Origin of the sequence: Enterococcus sp. HMSC076E04 (genome assembly GCF_001814285.1) — a bacterium.
In the GTDB taxonomy this organism is placed as follows: domain Bacteria; phylum Bacillota; class Bacilli; order Lactobacillales; family Enterococcaceae; genus Enterococcus_B; species Enterococcus_B lactis.
On sequence record NZ_KV815566.1, the window covers coordinates 1 to 21,209 of the forward strand.

Sequence of the window (21,209 nt, forward strand, 5' to 3'; positions counted from 1 at the left end):
GCTGTTCTTTTTTAACGACTCAGTTATCTTATCACGTCTAAAAACATGTGTCAACTCTTTTTTGGAATTTTAACAAAATGTTTCAATCAGATGCGACAACGTTGTTTAATATATCATTAAAAAAAATAAAGGTCAAGCTAAAATAATATTTTAGCTTGACCTTATTATAATTTCAACGATTGTCAAAAGTATTGTTTGCAACTGTGTTCCCTGTTTCTATTGATAGAATACAGCTTTCGAAACATAAGTTTTGAACTGCTTCGATTCGTCCAAATTCTTTTGCAGTTATTGTACAATGAGTAAAGCAGACATCTTCTATAGGTTTTTCAGGAAATGCTACCAAGTCAAAAGCCCGAGAAGGAAGTGGATAGCCTGGAGAAAGACTTGCCTGTACATTTTTGACATGTATGTTTCTGAGTTTTGTCATTTGTTTTGATTCAGGTATTTCTTCAGCCACTGCTTGCCAACTTTCTGGCATTCGTTCAAGATCATTGCTATTTTTTCTATTATATTCATTATGCCAGTCCATTATCCAAGAAAACGGAAATTGTACATCCATCATATTCAGGTTTTCTACCCTGATATTTTCAATCACTCCCCCTCTTTCTCTTGAAGATTTCATTCGAATACCACAGTCTGACTGAAAAAAATCGATATCGTGAATATACACATCACTAATTCCAGCACTAACTTCGCTACCAATAGTTACACCGTAACCTGAACGAATGTTACATCTCGCAATCTCGATTCTTGATGATTTTCGATTGACTCTTGCACCGTTACCGTCCCTACCAGATTTAATAGCGATACAATCATCACCACAGGCCAAATCACATTCATAGATACGCACATCTGTTGAAGAATCAATATCAATCCCATCTGTACTTGGCCCATCATTATGACGGATGATTACTTTTTCTACTAATACATCGTTAGAATAAGTGATTTGCAGGTTCCAAAAACCTGATTTTTGAAAAATCAAATCACGAATGACAACATGTTCTGCATGATACAGTAAACACGCGCGCGGACGCTTAATAGCATAATCTGCAATCCAACGCAGTCCCTTTCGATCATATTCAGCTCTTGTTCCGCTTTTTTGGTCTTTCCCCCAATATAGTTCCCACCAATGCTCTCCTTGACCGTCGATTATTCCTTTTCCTTCTATAAGAATATCTTTTGCTGAGAGAACATTCAAAATCGCTGCTGGCCATTTCATTTCTATTCCAGCAACTCGTGTATCAATCTCTGGAAATGCTTCGATCTCTGTTTTCCCCTTGAGAACAGCCCCTTCTTCGAAAATGAGATGGCTCTTATCTTTTAAAAAAAGTGCACCGACTAAATAAATACCTTTTGGAATAAATACGGGCAAGTGTTCTTTTGCACCTTGATTGATTGCCTTTTGCAGCATTACTGTATCATCTTGTTGAATGTCGTTTGTTTTAAAGTCTAAAGCATTGATGAACTCTTTTTTTGTCTGCAATACTTTTCTCCTTATCTTTCATTGATTTTTTTTAATTCTTCACCAATAAACACAGTTTTCGAACGATTCAGCGGATACCCTACTAACAAAATGATTGCGGATACAAATAAACAGAATGCTGGTAGCAAGTTTGCCATCGTATAAATTCTTTCTTGTACTAAAACTGATTGGATGGCTCCACCTGTTGTAGACGATTGGTAACCAATGAGTGCTAGCATAAATCCTCCGACTGCTCCTGCGCACGCTTGTCCTACTTTTCTCGCAAAAGAATTCACTCCGTATACTGTTCCATCTTCTCTTAAGCCTGTCTTATATTGATGATAGTCAATCACGTCAGTAATGAATGCCCAGACCATCAAATTGAATAAACCAGATCCTAAAGTAGCAATAAATAAAAGAATCAGATATACCCATGCATTTGTTATATGAAGGAAATACATCAGCAAGTACATACATGAAGAAGCGAGTAACGCAAATACGCTTGCTTCCTTTTTACCAAATAATTTTGTCAGCTTTGTAGCAAATGGTGCTAAAACTACTACTGTTCCGTAAGTAAATAAAAGAGCAACAGACATTGCTTGTTTATTATGGAAGTAATCATTAAATAAATAAGTCATATTCGTCCCAGCTAAAATCTGATTGATCACAATGAAAATGTCAACAATGACTAAAATAATCAGTGCTCGGTTAGCCAACAAACCTTTTACCAACTGAGAAGCAGACACTTTTTCGTTTTTGACAACTCTTACTCGTTCAGTAGTCAATTTACAAGTCAGCATGTATGCGACAAATGCAATTGCCGCACATCCGATGGAAATCCAAAAGAAATGATTCCCCGAAACGACTTGCTGCCCATTCTTGTTATGGGTGTACATCAAAATCGGGATAAAGAACCCTGTAGTTGACCCGCCAATCGCAGAACCAATGCTTCGGAATGTGGATAACGAGGTGCGGTCATTAGGATTTGAACTAATGGCTGCTGCCATTGCTCCATAAGGGATATTGATTGTTGACAGAAAAATACCATAAACAATATATGAAACAAAAATATATGCAATCTTCACCGTCATTGGAAGATGTTGGACGAATGGTAAAAACAAAATGACTGTCACTAAGCAAAATGGATATTTCATTTTTCTGATCCAAGGAATAAATCGGCCAGCTTCTGTTAACTCTGAGACATCGCATAATCTTCCAACCATCACATCAGCAAACGCATCCAAAATTCTTGAAATCAAGAATAACGTACCTACAATTGCTCCTGAAACACCAAGAACATTCGTATAATAAATCATCAAGAAACTATTGACCAAACCTAAAATAAAACAGTTACCTAAATCACCGAACATGTAGCCTATCTTATCGGAAATCCCAAATTCCTTTTTTTCTTTTTTTACTGTATTTGCTGTAACAGCATTTTGTGAAAGCATTTGAATTCCTCCTACCTCTTCTAGTAAACGTTTTCAAAATCATAACTCTTTTTTTCTTGTTTTTATATTCACAATATTGACATTTTATTGCATTATTTTGACAGAAAAAAACAAAAATACGTTTAAAAACATTGTCAGAAAAGGGCATTAATATTATTTTCATAACATCATAGATAAATAAAAAGATTCACTAACTAGCAAAAACAAGTTAGTGAATCTCTATTTATTAGAGAGTTAGATTATTCAAGATCTTTTCCTTCGTACTTAAAAAATTCAAAGTCCGCATAACTTCCTCTTTTTCTATTCAAATCATGTACGACTATCTCGATAAAATTCCCGGTAAATCCACCTGAGAGTATACACATGTTTTTTTGTAGACCTACTTCCTTCCATTCTTCAGATGGTGTGTCTTTCAAATAAAACTGTGCTGTCTCTTTCCTTACGGCTACTTTCAAGAAAGTCTTCTTTTCTGTGAATGGAATCCTCCAATCTTCTATTTGTGCAACTCCGTTTTCTGATTCTATCATACGAAGACATTTTCCCTTGTTCTCATCCCAAGTAACATAGCAATAAATATAATTGGATTCATTTAGGTACAATACCAGTCCAGCCATCTGATTAAAATTATTAGGTGCATATTCAAATGCTGTCTCCGCATCAAAAGTAAAATCCGTTTGCCGAATAGCTAATAAGTGATGGTCAAAGGTAGATTGAAGAGATTCACCGGCAATCAGTCGTAAAAAACCAGGTCTAGTTTTTGTATCACACCAATCAGCCCTTGGCAAAATACGTCTGGCATTCCAGTTCTTTTTTAGCTCTCCTTCAAATGTATCCATAAACTGATGATCTCTCTCTTGTTGTACCTCTTCATTCGTCTCAATCATTATTTCTTCCATCGGAGTTGTCTGGTTATCTTTAAGCCTTAACCAATCGTCGGACGTCCAATACACTTCTTGGATAGCGGTTTCTCTTCCCAAAATAGCCGCACCGTTTAATGGTCTGGTACAAAGATATGTCATGTACCATTTTCCTGACGGGGTTTGTACTAAGCTCCCATGTCCTGTACATTGCAATGTAGAAGCAGGTTTGTCACTAGCTGTCAGCATAGGAAAACCAGGATCAAGCTCGTAAGGACCAGTAATCTTCTTTGCTCGGCAGACTGTGACTGAATGTCCTCTTCCTGTACCGCCTTCTGCTGTCATCAAATAATAATACCCGTTACGAAAATACAAATGCGGTGCCTCTGTTTTCGCTAATTCTGTACCTGCAAATATTTTATAGATGGGACCGTCAAGCTTCTTCTTCTCTGCATCATATTCTTGCAATACGATACCGCTGGATTTATTCGGTGTGTCCAGACGATAATCCCATAATTCATTGACAAGCCATTTTTTTCCTGTTTCCAAATCATGAAACAAAGAAGGATCAAAGCCGTTACTATTTAAATAAATCGGTTCGGACCAAGGTCCTGTGATCTCAGATGCAGTAATCAAGTAATTGTGGACATCTTTAAACGGACGGCCTGCACTTTTGACATCTGTGTAAACAAGATAGAACAATCCATCAGCATAACTGATTTGCGGTGCCCATATGCTTCCGTTTGTAGGATTTCCTTGCAAAGATACTTGAGTGGTCAAAATATCCGTTGTATGTGACCAATTGACTAAATTCTTCGACTCATATACTCGAATTCCTGGAAGCCATTCAAAAGAGGAGACAATAATGTAATATCGGTCTTTCGCTCTTAAAATATTAGGATCTGGATTGAACCCTCTTAAAATAGGATTTTTCACTTTGATAGTCTGCATGATTCAGGCTTCCTTTCTTATTCTTACTCGATACAAACTGAATGCCCCAGCGGCAAAATAAAAAAATGCAAAAGGAAACGCAATAAACTGAGTGCCGACCAACAATATAACTCCCGTTATAAAATACAAGCCAGTGGCAGTTGTTAAGTATTTTCCTTTAGCCGTCAAAAATAGTGCTACTGCTAAAAAAGAAAGTGAAATAAACAATACAACGGCAAACAGACCAGTCATGTCCTGTAATAGCTCAAATGTATTTTCTAAAGACAAAGTTGGATGATCGATAGCAAGCGACTGATAACTTTTTTTAAACTCTGACGCAGACATATTACTTAAAGTAACTGCTAACCCGCCAAAGAAAATCAGAGATAGGCTGCCACCGATCATTCCTAGCAATAGTTCCCATTTTCTTTTCATTTCAGAACCCCCTGCTTTTCTAAATGGATCCATTCAGGTCTTTTGATTGGTGTTTCATAATTGTTATTTCGTTCAGAGAATTTGGCAGTCTGTTCATTTTTCTTGTCATCCCAATTGTCCCAACCAGTTGGGTGAACATGCCCACCTATCTTACACGCTTCAAACACGACATTTGCATACGGACGCCACGGTCTTTCTAAATAGACGTTTCTAGTATCAGGCTCTGCAGTCAAGGTACAGCTTTCAAAACGATACCCTGATTTTTGATTTTTCGGCGTAGATGCTGCTGTGATGTATCCAGGATTTTTACTGGCTAAGCTATGGATACGGCACTGGCGAAAAACTGCATCTGCCCCACCAAATATGAAATCCACCGTTCCTTCAATCCAACAATATTCATAGGTCTGACGACAATAATCAGGATTGGCAGAAGCCGGTGTACAAAAAGGTGTACCATTTTTTTGCAAGTCAGGCAACGGACCCGTGCATAAAGTATCCTGATAACCAGTTAGTCGACAGTTTTTTAACAATACGCGATCTCCTGAATTGAATAAAGCAACAGCTTGACCTACTTTTTCTCCTGGACCTGCTGTATTTTCGATGTGAAGATTTTCTAATACGACATTCGATCCTTCTAAGAAAAAAGTAGCACTTCGGAAAGTCCCTAACTGGCTACCGTCAAGATACTCCTGTTTTGCAAAACGATTACCGGAGATCACTACTGTTCCTGTTCCCACAAGTTTAAAATTGGATAATCTGCTTTCTATATATTCATCATATCTTCCTTCTTTTACTATCAAGACCTTTGGATGGCTATCCGGCAGGTCTGCCAAATAATCGATTCCTTCTTGGATAGTTTCAAAATCCGTCGGGGTATCTATAGAATTTTTTCCAATTATCAGTTTGTCTTTCATCCTCATAAATGCTCCCTTATGAATTGTTTCCAAATGTTTCTCATTTCTTGTGTTTCCATATGCCCGCCTGTTAAAGAAAAAGAAGAAAAGTTTTCTGGACTACCCATTGATCGATACTTCTTGTCCAGTCCTTTTCTCAGCTTCAGTACGCCTTCGTCCAAGCACATCGTATCGTTTTTTCCAACTAAGCTAAGACGAGGGCGCGGAGCGATTTTTTCTTGGATTGCTAACGTTGTATAAGCTGTCAGTAGGTTTGGCACATAGTAATAAAACCCATGATGATCTAGGCGACGATGTAGCAAAAGTGTTTCGATGTCCACCTGTGCCGCTAGATCAATACAAACTTTGACACGAGAATCCAATGCCGCCACCCACCAGCTTAATAAGCCTCCCATAGAAAGACCAATCGTTGCGATCCGTTGAGTATCTGTGTCTTCCCTTGTCTCCAAATAATCGATCAAGCTGATCACATCATAAATACGCATTCCCCATAACGTTTTTCCTGTTAATAAAAATTGTTTGAACAACTCGCTTTCGGAAATACCTCCGCGTTCTTCAAATCCCCAAGCATCAATCGACCAAACAGCATATCCCATTCCTGTCAGTACTTCTGCAAAAGATGGAGAAGCTAAGTAAGGAGCACCATGGATCAATTCACTTTTCCCGACTGAAAAATCTCCGCCGTGAGAATGCAGGTAAAGGACCGTCGGAAACGGTCCTTCTTTCTCCGGGTAAGCATAAAGTGCTGGTACTGTTTCCAATTCATTTAAGTACAGTTGATAATATTCAAGCATAAACCCATTTTGTTTTTCTCTGTATAATCGCTTTCCACTAGGAGTAAGTCTGCTAGATGGATCACCTAAAAAGTCATTCAACTGCATAAGCAAAGTTTTTACGAACAACCAGCTCATCCATATTTTCCGATTGAGTTGATCGGAATTTCTCAGTACTGATTTCTTTCGTATTTTCTAATAGAAATGCTGGTCCTTCATGATTCTCAATCGTCATTTGATTAAAGGTAACCTTATCCGCAAAACCAATGTAAAATCCTTGCTTGCTCATTTCCTCTATCCCTGTCATCATAGCAGGGACACCGGGAACTGCATCTTGGGCCATTGAAACATCAATATTATCAAATGTGATTTCTTGTATAAACTGTTCTGCTAATCCATAAATAAATCCTGCAGAAGCATGGACATTCCTTGCCGTGATATTCGAAAAATGGATCCTTCTGAATGCTGGTGTCCGCTCATCTATCGGATAAGCCGTTTTTTCCCATACATATGGTTCTTTTCCTCGCGGACCGCAGAAATAATAAAGATTCAGTATAAATGGACACATCACATTATCCATGACTATATTGGATACTCGAATATCTTCAACGATCCCGCCTCGACCTCGTCTAGATTTCAATCGTATTCCTCGATCAGTTTCTTGGAAGATACAATTTGAAATGGTAATATTACGTATACTACCACTCATTTCACTTCCTAACACGACCCCTCCGTGTCCATGGACCATCGTGCAGTTTGTAATCGTGATATTTTCACAAGCAATTCTTTCGTACGTATCTTCAGTCCCTGCTTTGATTGCGATACAGTCATCTCCCACGTCAATATGGCAATTACTAATACGCACATTTTTGCAGGATTCTGGATCGATGCCGTCTGTATTTGGTGAATCCGCTGGGTTCAAAATCGTCAAGTTGTCAAACGTCGCGTTGCTACAAAGAATTGGGTTGATCGTCCAGCTTGGTGACTGGATCAGTTTGATATCTTTCACAGTGATTCGATGGCAGTTATGGAAGCTCATCAATTTAGGACGAGGATAAGCCAGATTATCTGGTTCGTTTCGAAAAGTATGCCACCATTTTTTTCCATTTCCATCTAATGTACCAAAACCAGTGACAGAGATGTTCTCTACATTTTGTGCATAGATACAGGAAGCATAGACTTTTCGATGGACTCCTTCCCAACGTGAATGAACAACAGGATAATCTTTTGGATCGTCAGAGAATTTCAAAACCGCCCCTGCGCTCAAATGAAGTTCTACATTGCTTTTTAAAAATAAAGCCCCTGTTAAAAATTCACCTGCTGGCACAACTACGGTTCCGCCTCCTGCGCTTGCTGCTGCATCAATCGCTTGTTGTATTGCTTCAGTATTCAATTCATCAATTGATGCGCCAAATGTCAAAATATCATACATGTTTATAATGCCTCCACTTCGATCAATGCTTGCAAGAATGCACCGACACCTTTTTGATCATTACAAATAATCGGCTCACTGATGTAGTAAGCGTATGAACCATCTCGCTGTTCTGCTCCGCCTAACCCTGCTACTTGACAGTTTTTGTTCAAGTTCAACCAGCCTTCTTTTGTTTCAAGAACAAATTCATCGAGTAGTCCTTGATGAGATTTTTTCACTTGCGGCAGCCACTCTTCTTTGTTCAGCAAGCCTAAGCGTATCCCTTTAGCCATTGCGTAAACAAACATACTGCTGCCAGAAGCTTCCAGATAATTTCCTTTCCGTTTTGTTTCTGTTGTTACTTGATACCATGTCCCACTGTTTTCTTCTTGATACGGAAGTAATGCGGTCAATGTCTTTTCTAAAATTTCCTTCAGCAAAGAACAATCCGTTTCCGCATGAAGCAATTCATAGGTATCTGCCGCAGCCATCAGATACCAGCCAATCGATCGACTCCAGAAATGATGAGATAAACCTGTTTCTGGATCAGCCCATGGTTGGACTTTCTTTTCATCCCATGCATGGATTAATAAATTTGTTTTTGGATCGAATAAATGTTTATAGCTGATTTCAAACTGTCTCAAGACATCTTGGTAATCTTTTTCCTCACTAAAATTCTGGATAAATTCAGCATAAAAAGGTGAGCCCATATATAATCCATCTAACCAAATTTGATAAGGATAAATTTCTTTATGCCAAAAAGCCCCTTCGGATGTACGCGGATGGTTTGCCAACTGCTGGGAAAGGAGTTCTGCTGCTTTTTTATATTTTTCTTCGCCTGTTTCTTTGTACAATAAAAAGAAAAGCTTTCCTGTATTTACATGGTCGATATTGTATTCTTCAACGCTGTAGCCACGGATCGTTCCATCTTCTTGCACGAAATAGTCGATATTGTCTTTTATGAAATCAAAATAAATTTTTTCTTGGGTTTGTTCCCAAAGTAATTGGAACCCTTTAAGTACGACGCCATAGTCATAAGACCATTTTCCTTTATACCACTTTTCTTCATATAAGCGAGGTGTTCTTTCCATGATGCTTTTTGCTAATTTCTTTGACCAGTTTTCCATTATTTGCTCTCCTTTAAAAGTTAAAATAGGATGTGGGACAAATACCAAGCAGTATTTGTCCCAATCATCTATACTATTGTGCGGCTTTGTATGCTTCCTCGTACTCTTGTGTGATTCGGTCGCCACCTTGTGCTTTCCAGTCTTCTACAGCTTTCTTGAATCCGTCTTCGTCAAGCTGTCCCATGATGTATTGCACTGTAGCATCAATAACGATTTTTTCGATTTCCGATCCTACTTCATTGTTCGTCGGTGAATCCAATGGCACAGAAGGATCCATTACAGCGAATTCTTCGTTTTCTTTGATCAATTGATTCGACAATTCTTTTTCAGGATCTGCGTCTTTGAAAGAGAACGTTACTTCACTAGGGCGAGAACTTGATAGCGGTTGCACTTCTTGTTGCCAAAGATCCATATCGATAAATTCAATAGAACCATCATCATTCAATTCATAATGTGTTCCCTCAATACCACCAGTCATCAATTTATACATATCTTCTTCTAGAAGATCATCAACAAATTGCAGTAATTTCTTCAATTGTGCTTCGTCTTTTACTTGTGATTTAGGGAATGCTAACAAACCGCCAATACCATTTCCTTCTGACCAAACATGATAACCGCCGCCTTCACCATCTGAGATCTTGTTTACAGGAATTAACTCCATACCATCTTGAATGCCTTGTCCCATTGTTTTCAGGTTCTTGATATCCACCATCCCAGTGTAGATTCCTGTTTTTCCTTGTGCAAATTGTTCTTGCTGGTCAGTCTTTTGAGTAACCGCAAAATCTTGTGCCAAATAGCCATTCTCAAATAGATCTCTTGAGAAGTTCAACGCTTTCATGTATTCTTCTGTATCAAATTCTGGAGTAAATTTGCCATTATCGTCTACAGCCCAGCCATTCGGTGCTCCAAAATAAGAAGTGAACAGCTTAAAGCTGGTATAACGAATATCACTAGGCGCACGATCACCAAAACCAACTGTATCATCCACACCATTTCCATCTGGATCGTTTTCTGTAAATTGTTTAGCTACTTCGTAAAGTTCATCCATCGTAGTTGGAACATCTAATCCAAGATTATCCAACCAGTCTTTTCGAATGACTAAACCAGCACGAGCATAGTCCTTTTGCATTGGCACACCATACAATACTCCATCGATACTTGCAGCTTCGATTCTATCCTCAGAGATTTGGCTTAAGTTTTTATAGTCTTTTAAATATTCCGATACATCCCAGAATACGCCTGATTTCAACGCACTTCGGACAGAAGAGTTTTTCAGCATAGCAATTTGAAGTGTAACGATATCTCCTAGTTCGTCAGAAGCCAATGCAGTTGTCAGTCTTTCTTCTTTTGAAGCATCAGGAATCCAATTGAATGTAAGTTCCGTATCGGTTTTTTCTTCTATTAGGTTCACGATTGTGTCAGTTGGGGGTGAAGCATGGTGTAAAATATTCAACCAAGTGATTTTGGTTTTCCCATCTTCTGTTTCTGAAGAACTGTTGTTTGAACTGTTGCCACATGCGGCAAGTGCTAAAATTCCTGCAAAACTAAGACCTAATTTTACGAGCGTTGCTTTTTTCATAAATTTTCTCCTTCACTGTTTTAATGATATTTTTGTTTTCTTCTGTTTTTTCTGTATATGAGTTCTTCCATTCCAAATGGCAAAATATAGAATTTGCTGTCCACGTGACTGCGGAAAAGAAGAGACTGCCACCGATAAAGGTTAAAACACCTGGCATTGTTTGGATGATCATCAGGTAAATCCCCACCAGACTTAGTATTAATACTAATGAATAATGAAGATGAGAGAATCCGAACAAAAATGCCATTTTCATTTTTTGGAAAAATATCCTTTCCAATCATAATGTGCCATGATTGGAAAAATATAGAGTGCTGAGAGCAAATACAAGAACGCAGCAATATACAAAGCGATTCTAAGATACCAATTGTGTATGAAAGAAAGATCCACAAGTAAAACAACTCCGATGACGCCGTATATCCAGCTCATCAGCAAGGTTTCACGATAGTTTTCTTTAAAATATGAGAAGTACGTTTTCGTCAAAGGAAATGATTCTTTTGTGCGCAGCCATTTTCTAATCACTGCAACCATTGCATAAGATGCAGGACCAAAAGTAAAAACCCCCAGACCTGCAATGACTAAACCACCCCACAGAAAATTCAAATAAACCAACTGTAAAATACGATTTAGCCTTCCATTTATTTTATCTAATGACTGCAGCATGTCTTTTCCTCTCTTTCTAAATTAGTAAACGCCGTCTTCTCCTAGCTTTTTGGCGATCTTGTTAGCTAAAATTACCATGAATAATCCTACGACCCCTTTAAACAATCCCATTGCTGTACTGAAACTTAATTGTCCATTCTTCAATCCAGCTGTATAAATGTAGGTGTCGAAAATTTCTGCAACACTTCGATTCAATGAATTCAATAACAAGTACATATGTTCGAAACCTAAGTCCAGTGTCTGACCGATTTTTAGAATCAGCAAGGTAATGATTACTGGACGAATCGCCGGCAATGTAACATGCCATGTTTTTCGCAAGCGTCCTGCGCCATCCATTTCAGCCGCTTCATATAACTGTGTATCTACTGCAGTGATCGCTGAAAGGTAGATGATCGTAGACCAGCCCAACTCTTTCCAGATTACTTGTCCAATATAGACTGTTCGTGTCCACTCAGGAGATGTCAGAAAACTGATTTTTTCAAATCCCATCGTTGCAAGGAATTCATTCAATACCCCTCCGTCAACGTTCAAAAATACATAAGTAATCGAAACGATGATTACCCAAGACATGAAATGAGGGATGTAAATGATCGTTTGAATCCCACTTTTCAGTCGCTTGTTCGTTACTTCGTTTAATAGTAGGGACAAAATAATTGGCATCGGAAAAAATACGAAGATATTTAACCCGAACAAGATCAAAGTATTCCTTAATAAAGTAAAGAAAGTCGGCTCTGTAAACAAACGAATGAAATGTTTGAATCCCACCCAAGGACTGCCCATTATCCCTAAAAATGGTTGATAATCTTGAAAAGCAATAACGAGCCCTCCCATAGGAAGATACCTAAAGATCAGGAAATAAAGGACCCCCGGCAGAATCATCACGTATAAAAATTTATTCGTTTTGATTCCTGCAATTATTTTTTTTCGTCTTCTGAGCTTTTCTTCTTTTTTCGATAGCGTCAGTTGAAATGGTTCTTGTTTCTTTACACTTTCCATAAGCCCCTCCTTAGTTTTATGAATGTTTGCTGCTTATGTCTTTATGATAGATAACTATCCGAATTACGTATATAATCATTTTTATCGCATGTAAAAACGCTTACACAGCAGCGATTTTTATACTTGCAAAATATAAAAGTGTATTTCTTCACAAATAAGATACGCCTAGTAACTATTCTATTTTTTTCTATCTGACACTTAACGTAGGAAATGATTATATACGTAATCTTTCACCGATGATAAATTGAATACATAGAAACAGAACATTTAATTTATTTTGAGGAGGAGCCTATCTATATGAAAAAGAAAGTCTCTATAGGAGAAAGAAGTTTTACATTTTTCAACAATACGTTTCTGATCTTGCTAGCTTTGATCTGTATCGTGCCTTTTTTAAATATCATCGCTACATCTTTCGCTTCTACACAAGAAGTCGTCGCGAAAAAATTTATCCTTTTCCCTACTACCTTTTCTCTAGACGCGTATCGTTATATTCTATCTACGCCAACTATTTTTAGAGCACTTGCTGTTTCGATTGGCGTTACCGGGGTTGGGACGATCGTCAGCATGTGCGCAACTTCACTGATGGCATACGGGCTTTCCAGAAAATACTTGTTTGGTCGAGGATTCGTCAACTTTCTTGTTGTATTTTCTATGTTGTTCAGCGGGGGGATGATTCCCACATTCTTAGTTGTTCGTTCTCTGGGACTGGTCAATTCTTATTGGGCAATGATCTTGCCTGTAGCTGTTAATGCAATGAACATGATCATTATGAGAAACTTTTTCCAAGCCTTGCCGGATAGTTTGGAAGAATCGGCAAAAATGGATGGTTGCACAGATTTCGGTGTATTTTTCAAAATCATGCTGCCATTAGCGTTACCGTCTATTGCTACTATCTCACTTTTTTATGCTGTTACTTACTGGAACACTTATATGACCGCTATTTTGTATATCAACGATTCATCTAAATGGCCGATACAGATTCTTTTACGTCAGATCGTCATTGTATCAAGCGGGATGCAAGCAGAAAGTAGTGCCGTTGATGTGATTCCACCAGCACAAACAGTTAAAATGGCTGTTATCGTTATTGCCACAGTCCCTATGCTGATTGCTTATCCTTTTGTTCAGAAATACTTTGTCAAAGGCGCACTCGTAGGTTCTGTCAAAGGTTGATTATGTATGGAACATAAAATAGAGGTTATGAAAGAGACGTTCAGCCTTATTTTTATAAGCTGTCTCTTGAATACCGTTTATTCGCAAAAAAGGATTGTGACAAAGCTTTGGTCACAGTCCTTTTTGCGTGCTTAGCCTTGAAATTTAACTATTCATAAAGACAAATACTAAGGTTATTCTCCTTTCTTTTATTGCTTGAATCAGACCACAAGAAAAACAGCCTCTTGTTTCACAAATATTTTTTTCGATATTCTCCCGGAGTGATCGATTCTTTCTTTTTGAAGAAACGAATAAAATTTTGCGGATTTCGATATTGCAGTCTTTCTGCAATCTCTTTTACAGAGAGATTGGTTTCTTTCAACCACTTTTTCGCTACCTCTAGACGATGATTTTGAACGAAATCACCAAATTTTTCTCCTGTTTCCTTTTTAAATACATTGCTTAAATAATTAGGGTTATAGTGCAACCTATCAGCAATCACATCTAGAGATAGATCACGGTCATATTCTGTATAGACGATGTGCATGATATTCTCCGAAAGATTTTTAAATTCATGATCAGTGATTGCTTGAGAACATTCTGTGTTTGGCAAGACTAATTGTTCTAAAACAAGTTTTTCTAGCTCTTTGGGATGATAATTGTTCAATGCTTTTACATAGATTTGTTTCATGTTATCAAAATTTTTTGAATCTACTCCCAATAACTGCCCTAATTGAACGAGCTCATTGATCAAACGGACCGAAACTACTTCTCGGCTCAGAGGATTTTTATTTTGTGCGAACAATGCATTAATTAACTCATGTACCAACTTCCTTACTTCCTGATTTCCGGAACGAATAGCTTCAAACAATCGATTCTGTTCTTCTACTGGATATCTAATAAGCGTTTTTTCATGCGCAGCAGGAACAATTTCCTGATAAAATATGATCGAACTCGGACCAGTATTTACACGATAATATAGGGCTTCTTTTGCTCGGTCAACCGATTGCTTGCTTTCATTCAGCGTTTCGAACCGGTTACTGATACCTATACTCACAGTTAATTTCAAGTATTCTTTTACACGTTTTTGAATGAGTCGGCAATACTCCATGACTTTTTTGCTTGCTTCTGCATCGTCTTTATCCATTCGATAAATAGTGGCTTGCATTTCTTCATTCAAAACGATCGGCAGCATTCGATTTTCCTTTGGCACAATTTCCGTGATCATGTTGTTGATTGCTAAAAGTAGCAAATCCCGCTCTCCACCGTGACTATCTTCTAACAGATCGATTTGAACCAAGGCCGTATAATAGCAGTCAGTTTGAGAACTATAACCAAATTGCTGCAACCGCTGATCTAGTTCTCGCCTTTCTACTCGATTTCTAAATAAACTAAGTACAAATAACGTTTCTAGTTGCGGCTTTTGGGTAACTAAGTGTGCACTTAACGCTTCTTTTTCTCCTATGATCCGACTGACTGATTGAGCGACCAAATCTAGTTCTTTCCCAATGAATCCTTTTGATTTAAGATTCAAACGTTCCTGAATTTGAGAAATTGGACGGGCAAATCTATCCGAAAATAAATAGGAAAGGAGACCGATCAGTCCTACCAGCGTCAAAGACACTGCAACTAACCCGATTCTCAGATTGCGAATCGTTGCTCCAATTGCACTAGAATCAACTTCTAATCTGTAAATCCAATTATTATAATCTGATTTCAGTACGATATAGGATGTCCCATTTTCTCTTATCACTTTCAACTGGTTGTAATCTAGATCCACATCCGCTAATGCATCTGGCTGCTCTTCTTCTTTTACTTTCTGTGTAGAAAAAAGCTTTCCATCTTCGTTTTCGATAGAAAGTATATCTTCTCCACTTTCCCCAACAACTTGTTCTATTGTATGTTTCTCTATCGTAGCAATTCCCAATGCATATTTTTCTTTTTCAAACATTGGTAAAGGAATCACCATTTCGATTCCTTTATTTTTCTTTTGCCAAAATAAATTATCTTTGTTATTTATGTACTTTTGTTGATACCTTTCAACTTCCTCTTCAGTCAGTTGAGTCAACGATCCATTGATTACTCCCCATTTACCAGCTAAACTGAGTAAATCATAATTATTATCATCCATAACAATTGTTTCTATAAAGTTTAGCTCTTTCCTGATTTCAGAATAAGTGGAGTAATTTGTATATGTCAGTGGATGCTTGAATATATCCGAGAAATTTTTGGTCGAACCATACGTAGAAAACGAATATTCGATCGTTCTGATTTTCCATTCAACGTTCGTTTTGACTTGCCTGAGCAGGTTCTTTTTATCTGTTAAATAACTCGATTCGATCGACTCATAGGTATTCTGATAAATAAATAAACTAAATCCTATGACAAGTACGGCTCCTAATAAAAACATCGGTAAAAATATTTTATAAAACACTGTACTTTTCTTCATTTTCTTCCTCTCTTTCCTTTAAATAAAAGGCTTTCATTTTTCTGTAAAATTGATACTCATCTAATTAAATGAGCATTCCCCGCTTTTAAGAATAGCATAATTAAAAATAAAAATCCAAGTAATTTTTAACGTGTGCAATCTTTTCATACCAAAGATCTATTGACTTATCGTAGTTATCGTAATATGATGAATGCGTTAACAAAAAGTGAAAAAGTAAGGAAAATGATGGAATGGTAACGATCAAAGATATCGCTAAAGCAGCTGGTGTTTCTCATACGACAGTTTCTCGTGCTTTGAATAACAGCAGTTTAATCAAAAATGAAACAAAACAAAAAATACGGCAACTAGCTAAGGAAATGAATTATTCGCCGAACTATAGTGCAAAAGGTTTAGTAAATCAAAAAAAATATCTGATCGGACTGTTTTTCTCAAGTTTGCATAAAGGAACTTCATCAAATTTCCTAGCAGATTCCATTGCAGGTATCCATTCAGTATTGGACACAAACTACAGCTTATCTGTCGAAAGTATCGATGCTGTTGATTTAACAGAAATCAATTTGCAACGTTATGATGGTCTAATCGTTATGAGTCAAAGTGATGAAGATCAGCCTTTTATCGATTATCTAAAAGAAAAAGCGTTTCCCTTCGTCGTTGTCAATCGTCACATCAATGATCCAGCGGTTATCAATGTTACTGCCGATGATGCGGCCGGTGTTATGCAGGCAGTAGATTACGGTATTGGGTGCGGACATACGAAAATCGCTTATATTGGTGGGAAAAAAAACTTTCGTTCGACAAAAGAACGAGAAAAAGGTGTATTGGACAGTCTAAAAAAAGCAAGCATCCCTGCCAATCCAGCCTATTTTTTAACAGGAGACTACAGCTTAGAAAGCGGCCTCAAAAACATGGAATACCTATTATCGCTTTCTGACCTGCCTACTCTGGTTTTTTGTGGCAACGACGATATAGCGATTGGTGCATTGAGAGCTGTACATTCAGCTGGTCTTCGTGTTCCCCAGAACATTTCTCTGATTGGGTTCGATGATTCTCCAGTCGTCTCCTATCTTAATCCACCGCTTACTACAGTACACAAACCGTTGAAAGAAATGTGTCAAGTAGGAACAAAGCTTTTATTGGATTTGATTGAAGACAGGCCGATCGAACAATCTAAAATGGAGCTCTCCACCTTACTGATGCTTCGTGAGTCGATCAATTACTTGTAAACTGCAAGTAATTTTATATAAAAATGTTAACGTGTGCATAACACAGAAAGGAATAATCTATGAATAAACTGACAAAAGAATTAGTGAAAAAAAACGAGGCTCCCGTAAAAGTTCTTCAATTCGGCGAAGGCAATTTTATGCGCGGATTTGTTGATTGGCAGATTCAGCAACTGAATAACCAACAATTGTTTAAAGGAAATGTCGCCATCATTCAGCCTTTAGAACAAGGTCTTGGGAATACGATGAACCAGCAAGACAATTTATATACGGTCATTTTACAAGGACTCAGCAATGGCGAAATCGTTGATACTTCCGAGATTATCACCATAGTAGAACAAATGATCAATCCTTATCATGAATGGGATGCTTATCTTTCTCTAGCAGAAAATGACGACTTGGCCTATATCGTCTCCAATACAACAGAGGCAGGAATCCAATTTGTGGAGACTGATGAACGAACAGATACGCCACCACAGAGCTTCCCGGGCAAACTGACAGCCTTTTTATACCGACGTTTCGAATTAAACAAAGCCGGTTTTACGATTATTCCTTGTGAATTGATTGAGAGAAACGGTGAACGTCTAAAAGAAATCATTTTACGCTATGCAGAAAAATGGGATTTAGAACCTGCTTTTATTGAGTGGTTAGAAAAAGAAAATGTTTTTTGTTGTAGTTTAGTTGATCGCATCGTACCAGGTTATCCTCGTGAGGATGCAGCTGTTTTCAATCAACGACATAACTATGAAGATCAATTGATGGTCAAAGCGGAACCATTCATGCTTTGGGTGATTGAAGGGCCTAAAGAGTTGGAGAATCAACTACCATTCAAACAGGCTGGCTTGAATGTCATCATCACAGATGATATGACTCCTTATCGTGAACGTAAGGTGCATTTGCTTAATGGACCGCACACAGCGATGGTCCCTCTTGCTTTGTTGGCGGAATTGGAAACTGTAGAAGAAGTAATGAAAGATCCTTTATTCTCCGCTTATGTTGATCAGCTATTCGATCTAGAATTGATTCCTATGCTTTCTTTACCTAAAGATGAATTAGCCATTTATGCTGATCAAATCAAAGAACGTTTCTTGAATCCTTTTGCCCATCACAAATTAGAAGCGATTTCATTAAATAGTGTTTCAAAATTCAGCACCCGTCTGCTTCCGGTCTTCAAGAAGTATATCGAAGAAAAAAATCAAGTACCACCGCTAATCTCTGTTTCACTAGCTGCGTTACTTCTTATGTATCGAGGCGATCAAGTAAAGCCCCATGATGATGAAAAGACAATAAACGAATTTGTTGATGCTTGGTCTGATAATGAAACAGCTATTCTTCGATTATTGCAAAACGCTGCGCTTTGGGGAGAAGATTTGTCTCAATTACCGAATGTGGCAGATACTGTTCAAGAAATGGCTACAAAAATCGATCAAAAAGGTGTCCGAGCAGTATTACAAGAAATGAAAGGAACGATGGTCCATGCTTGAAACCCTGCAACCAACAATGAAATTAAATCAACGAGACAGTGTTGTTGTCGCATTAACACCTATCCCAAAGCAAACACAACTGACGATTGATCAGCAAACGATCACCACTCTTGAAGATATCCCGCAAGGTCACAAGATTGCATTGAGTGATTTGAAAGCTAGAGACAACGTGATCAAATATGGCTATCCAATCGGGCACGTGACGACAGACGTAACTGCCGGTCAATGGCTGCACACTCATAATGTAAAAACCAACCTTTCTGGTGAATTGGATTATCGATATGAAAAAGATGTCCATCCAAGTCATTATCCTTTTGAAAACCGAACATTTCAAGGCTACTTACGAAAAAATGGAAAAGTAGGGATTCGTAATGACTTGTTCTTAGTCCCTACCGTTGGGTGTGTGAATGGTATTGCTGAACTGATCGTCAAACAGTTCAAAGAAAAACATCCGGATCTGGGACAGTTTGATCATATTACGATTTTAAAGCATCCCTACGGCTGTTCACAGCTTGGAAAAGATCATCAAAATACTCGAGAAATCTTAGCAGACGCGGTAAACCATCCAAATGCTGGCGGAGTTTTAGTGTTTGGATTAGGTTGCGAGAACAATACCGTTCCTGAATTCAAAAAAATTTTAGGTGAATATGATGAAGAACGAGTGAAATTTCTAGTGGCTCAAGATGTCTATGATGAGATCGAACAAGGCGTAGCTCTATTAGAAGAACTTTTAACCGCGGTCGAAAACGACCAGCGCATACCAGTCCCGCTCTCTAAGTTAAATGTCGGTTTGAAATGCGGCGGTTCTGATGGTCTATCGGGAATAACTGCCAACCCTTTGCTTGGTGCATTTTCTGATTACTTGATTGCTCAAGGAGGTAGCACGATCTTAACAGAAGTGCCAGAAATGTTTGGTGCAGAACAAGTATTGATGGCACGAGCGGAAAATGAAAAAGTTTTTGATTCAATCGTTGACTTGATCAATGACTTCAAACAGTATTTCTTGTCTTACGGGGAACCAGTTTACGAAAACCCATCTCCTGGTAATAAAGCAGGTGGGATCACTACATTAGAAGATAAGTCTTTAGGCTGCACGCAAAAATCAGGAAGCTCTCCTGTCGTTGATGTACTGCAATATGGCGAAAAAATCAGAAAACCAGGACTTAGTTTATTACAAGCTCCCGGGAATGATCTTGTAGCTGCCTCTGCTCTTGCTTCATCCGATTGCCAGTTGGTCTTGTTTACCACAGGAAGAGGGACTCCATTTGGCTCATATGTCCCTACGGTCAAGGTATCTACGAACACGACTCTTTTTGAACGCAAAGGTCATTGGATGGACTTTAATGCAGGCGTCTTATTAGAACAACCAATGGAAGTGATCTTAGAATCATTTGTTCAAAAAATCATCGCTGTGGCTAGTGGAGAAGAAACGAAAAATGAACAAAATGACGTTCGAGAAATTGCCATTTTTAAAAACGGAGTAACACTTTGATTTTCATAAAATAGTATAAAAAGAAAGAAGGAAGATTTATGTTTTTATCTGATGATTTTTTATTAAAAGACGATTGGGCGAAAAAGCTTTATCATTCCTACGCAAAAAATATGCCCATTATTGATTATCACTGTCACTTAGATCCAAAAGAAATTTACGAAAACAACAATTTCAGCAATCTGACAGAAGCTTGGTTAGGAGGCGATCATTACAAATGGCGCTTGATGCGAGCTTGCGGCGTGCCTGAAGAAAAAATCACAGGAAATGCTTCTGATTTTGAAAAATTTTTAGCTTGGTGTCAAACCGTACCAAAAATTATCGGAAATCCGCTTTACAGTTGGTCACATCTTGAATTGAAGCGTTTCTTCGATATTGACTTGTTGATAAATGAAGAAAACGCAGAGAAAATTTGGACACAAGCAAATGAAATTTTGGCAACTCCTGATTTCCGTCGGCGGGAAATCGCGAAAAAATCGAATGTAGAAGTGATTTGTACGACAGATGATCCAGCAGATGACTTACACTATCATCAATTGCTTGCTCATGAAGAACCAGATTTGAAAGTTCTCCCTTCATTCCGTCCAGATAAAACACTCAATATTGAAAAAGAAGGATTTAATGCATGGATCACACTACTGGAAGAAGCAGCTGACCAAACGATTACCACCTATCAAGAACTGATCGAAGTTTTAGGGCAGCGGATAGAATACTTCCATCAACATGGATGTCGTGTTTCCGACCACGCTTTAGACACCTTACACTATAAAGAAGCGGATGAAACAGTATTATATAAATTGAGTTAAATTGTATTCGTTTTTCC

At 38.0% G+C, this 21,209-nt stretch carries 15 protein-coding genes and 2 pseudogenes; 5 read left to right on the forward strand and 12 right to left on the reverse strand.

Features of this window, described 5'->3' with window-relative positions; all coding sequences use genetic code 11:
- Positions 1-172: 172 nt before the first annotated feature.
- The 11 genes and pseudogenes from HMPREF2961_RS01580 to HMPREF2961_RS01630 form a co-directional block, all read right to left on the reverse strand.
- The gene (locus HMPREF2961_RS01580) at positions 173-1,483 is read right to left on the reverse strand and encodes a glycoside hydrolase family 28 protein (RefSeq protein WP_025477399.1); all 1,311 of its coding nucleotides are present in this window, start codon (positions 1,481-1,483) and stop codon (positions 173-175) included.
- Positions 1,484-1,494: 11 nt separating this feature from the next.
- Positions 1,495-2,913, reverse strand: a complete 1,419-nt coding sequence (locus HMPREF2961_RS01585; protein WP_002316131.1) for an MFS transporter — start codon at positions 2,911-2,913, stop codon at positions 1,495-1,497.
- Between the two features lie 239 nt (positions 2,914-3,152).
- Positions 3,153-4,721, reverse strand: coding sequence for a glycoside hydrolase family 43 protein (locus HMPREF2961_RS01590; RefSeq protein WP_002316129.1), 1,569 nt, complete (start codon positions 4,719-4,721; stop codon positions 3,153-3,155).
- Positions 4,722-4,724: 3 nt separating this feature from the next.
- Positions 4,725-5,135 (reverse strand): DUF4064 domain-containing protein, encoded by a 411-nt coding sequence (locus HMPREF2961_RS01595; protein ID WP_070703818.1) that lies wholly within the window; start codon positions 5,133-5,135, stop codon positions 4,725-4,727.
- Positions 5,132-6,055 (reverse strand): pectinesterase family protein, encoded by a 924-nt coding sequence (locus tag HMPREF2961_RS01600; protein WP_002316127.1) that lies wholly within the window; start codon positions 6,053-6,055, stop codon positions 5,132-5,134. Before HMPREF2961_RS01600 ends, HMPREF2961_RS01595 begins: the two co-directional genes overlap by 4 nt.
- Positions 6,052-6,930, reverse strand: a complete 879-nt coding sequence (locus tag HMPREF2961_RS01605) for a dienelactone hydrolase family protein (protein ID WP_002373242.1) — start codon at positions 6,928-6,930, stop codon at positions 6,052-6,054. The genes HMPREF2961_RS01600 and HMPREF2961_RS01605 overlap by 4 nt, the downstream gene beginning before the upstream one ends.
- A complete protein-coding gene (locus HMPREF2961_RS01610) occupies positions 6,917-8,254 on the reverse strand; it encodes a glycoside hydrolase family 28 protein (RefSeq protein ID WP_070703819.1) in 1,338 nt (445 codons plus the stop codon). Before HMPREF2961_RS01610 ends, HMPREF2961_RS01605 begins: the two co-directional genes overlap by 14 nt.
- A gap of 2 nt (positions 8,255-8,256) precedes the next feature.
- Positions 8,257-9,360: a glycoside hydrolase family 88/105 protein gene (locus tag HMPREF2961_RS01615; RefSeq protein ID WP_002310857.1), complete on the reverse strand. Its 1,104-nt coding sequence runs from the start codon at positions 9,358-9,360 to the stop codon at positions 8,257-8,259.
- A 73-nt stretch (positions 9,361-9,433) separates the two neighbouring features.
- Complete coding sequence (locus tag HMPREF2961_RS01620; RefSeq protein WP_070703821.1) at positions 9,434-10,939, reverse strand: extracellular solute-binding protein; 1,506 nt, start codon at positions 10,937-10,939, stop codon at positions 9,434-9,436.
- Positions 10,905-11,599, reverse strand: a pseudogene (locus HMPREF2961_RS01625) (YesL family protein). Before HMPREF2961_RS01625 ends, HMPREF2961_RS01620 begins: the two are co-directional and overlap by 35 nt.
- A gap of 21 nt (positions 11,600-11,620) precedes the next feature.
- On the reverse strand, positions 11,621-12,595 hold the full coding sequence (locus HMPREF2961_RS01630) for an ABC transporter permease (RefSeq protein ID WP_002320509.1): 975 nt from the start codon (positions 12,593-12,595) through the stop codon (positions 11,621-11,623).
- 297 nt (positions 12,596-12,892) lie between these two features.
- On the opposite strand from HMPREF2961_RS01630, the gene HMPREF2961_RS01635 reads away from it, so the two are divergent.
- The gene (locus tag HMPREF2961_RS01635) at positions 12,893-13,765 is read left to right on the forward strand and encodes a carbohydrate ABC transporter permease (RefSeq protein WP_002329939.1); all 873 of its coding nucleotides are present in this window, start codon (positions 12,893-12,895) and stop codon (positions 13,763-13,765) included.
- Between the two features lie 229 nt (positions 13,766-13,994).
- Here HMPREF2961_RS01635 and HMPREF2961_RS01640 read toward each other — a convergent pair whose 3' ends face one another.
- On the reverse strand, positions 13,995-16,193 hold the full coding sequence (locus HMPREF2961_RS01640) for a response regulator transcription factor (protein WP_070703823.1): 2,199 nt from the start codon (positions 16,191-16,193) through the stop codon (positions 13,995-13,997).
- 230 nt (positions 16,194-16,423) lie between these two features.
- Between HMPREF2961_RS01640 and HMPREF2961_RS01645 the strand changes: the two genes are divergently transcribed.
- The 4 genes and pseudogenes from HMPREF2961_RS01645 to HMPREF2961_RS01660 form a co-directional block, all read left to right on the forward strand.
- Positions 16,424-17,416: a LacI family DNA-binding transcriptional regulator gene (locus tag HMPREF2961_RS01645; RefSeq protein ID WP_002329936.1), complete on the forward strand. Its 993-nt coding sequence runs from the start codon at positions 16,424-16,426 to the stop codon at positions 17,414-17,416.
- Positions 17,417-17,475: 59 nt separating this feature from the next.
- Positions 17,476-18,897, forward strand: coding sequence for a tagaturonate reductase (locus tag HMPREF2961_RS01650; RefSeq protein WP_070703825.1), 1,422 nt, complete (start codon positions 17,476-17,478; stop codon positions 18,895-18,897).
- A complete protein-coding gene (locus HMPREF2961_RS01655; RefSeq protein WP_070703827.1) occupies positions 18,890-20,389 on the forward strand; it encodes a UxaA family hydrolase in 1,500 nt (499 codons plus the stop codon). Before HMPREF2961_RS01650 ends, HMPREF2961_RS01655 begins: the two co-directional genes overlap by 8 nt.
- A gap of 38 nt (positions 20,390-20,427) precedes the next feature.
- Positions 20,428-21,186 (forward strand): annotated as a pseudogene (locus HMPREF2961_RS01660) (glucuronate isomerase); the annotation flags it as partial.
- Positions 21,187-21,209: the final 23 nt, after the last annotated feature.

What these genes read in the sequence shown, in the direction of transcription:
- HMPREF2961_RS01620 (WP_070703821.1), bottom strand. Translation starts at nt 10,939, where the DNA reads ATGAAAAAAGCAACGCTCGTAAAATTAGGTCTTAGTTTTGCAGGAATT.
- HMPREF2961_RS01605 (WP_002373242.1), bottom strand. Translation starts at nt 6,930, where the DNA reads ATGCAGTTGAATGACTTTTTAGGTGATCCATCTAGCAGACTTACTCCT.
- HMPREF2961_RS01645 (WP_002329936.1), top strand. Translation starts at nt 16,424, where the DNA reads ATGGTAACGATCAAAGATATCGCTAAAGCAGCTGGTGTTTCTCATACG.
- HMPREF2961_RS01595 (WP_070703818.1), bottom strand. Translation starts at nt 5,135, where the DNA reads ATGAAAAGAAAATGGGAACTATTGCTAGGAATGATCGGTGGCAGCCTA.
- HMPREF2961_RS01615 (WP_002310857.1), bottom strand. Translation starts at nt 9,360, where the DNA reads ATGGAAAACTGGTCAAAGAAATTAGCAAAAAGCATCATGGAAAGAACA.
- HMPREF2961_RS01590 (WP_002316129.1), bottom strand. Translation starts at nt 4,721, where the DNA reads ATGCAGACTATCAAAGTGAAAAATCCTATTTTAAGAGGGTTCAATCCA.
- HMPREF2961_RS01655 (WP_070703827.1), top strand. Translation starts at nt 18,890, where the DNA reads ATGCTTGAAACCCTGCAACCAACAATGAAATTAAATCAACGAGACAGT.
- HMPREF2961_RS01600 (WP_002316127.1), bottom strand. Translation starts at nt 6,055, where the DNA reads ATGAGGATGAAAGACAAACTGATAATTGGAAAAAATTCTATAGATACC.
- HMPREF2961_RS01585 (WP_002316131.1), bottom strand. Translation starts at nt 2,913, where the DNA reads ATGCTTTCACAAAATGCTGTTACAGCAAATACAGTAAAAAAAGAAAAA.
- HMPREF2961_RS01630 (WP_002320509.1), bottom strand. Translation starts at nt 12,595, where the DNA reads ATGGAAAGTGTAAAGAAACAAGAACCATTTCAACTGACGCTATCGAAA.
- HMPREF2961_RS01610 (WP_070703819.1), bottom strand. Translation starts at nt 8,254, where the DNA reads ATGTATGATATTTTGACATTTGGCGCATCAATTGATGAATTGAATACT.
- HMPREF2961_RS01640 (WP_070703823.1), bottom strand. Translation starts at nt 16,193, where the DNA reads ATGAAGAAAAGTACAGTGTTTTATAAAATATTTTTACCGATGTTTTTA.
- HMPREF2961_RS01635 (WP_002329939.1), top strand. Translation starts at nt 12,893, where the DNA reads ATGAAAAAGAAAGTCTCTATAGGAGAAAGAAGTTTTACATTTTTCAAC.
- HMPREF2961_RS01650 (WP_070703825.1), top strand. Translation starts at nt 17,476, where the DNA reads ATGAATAAACTGACAAAAGAATTAGTGAAAAAAAACGAGGCTCCCGTA.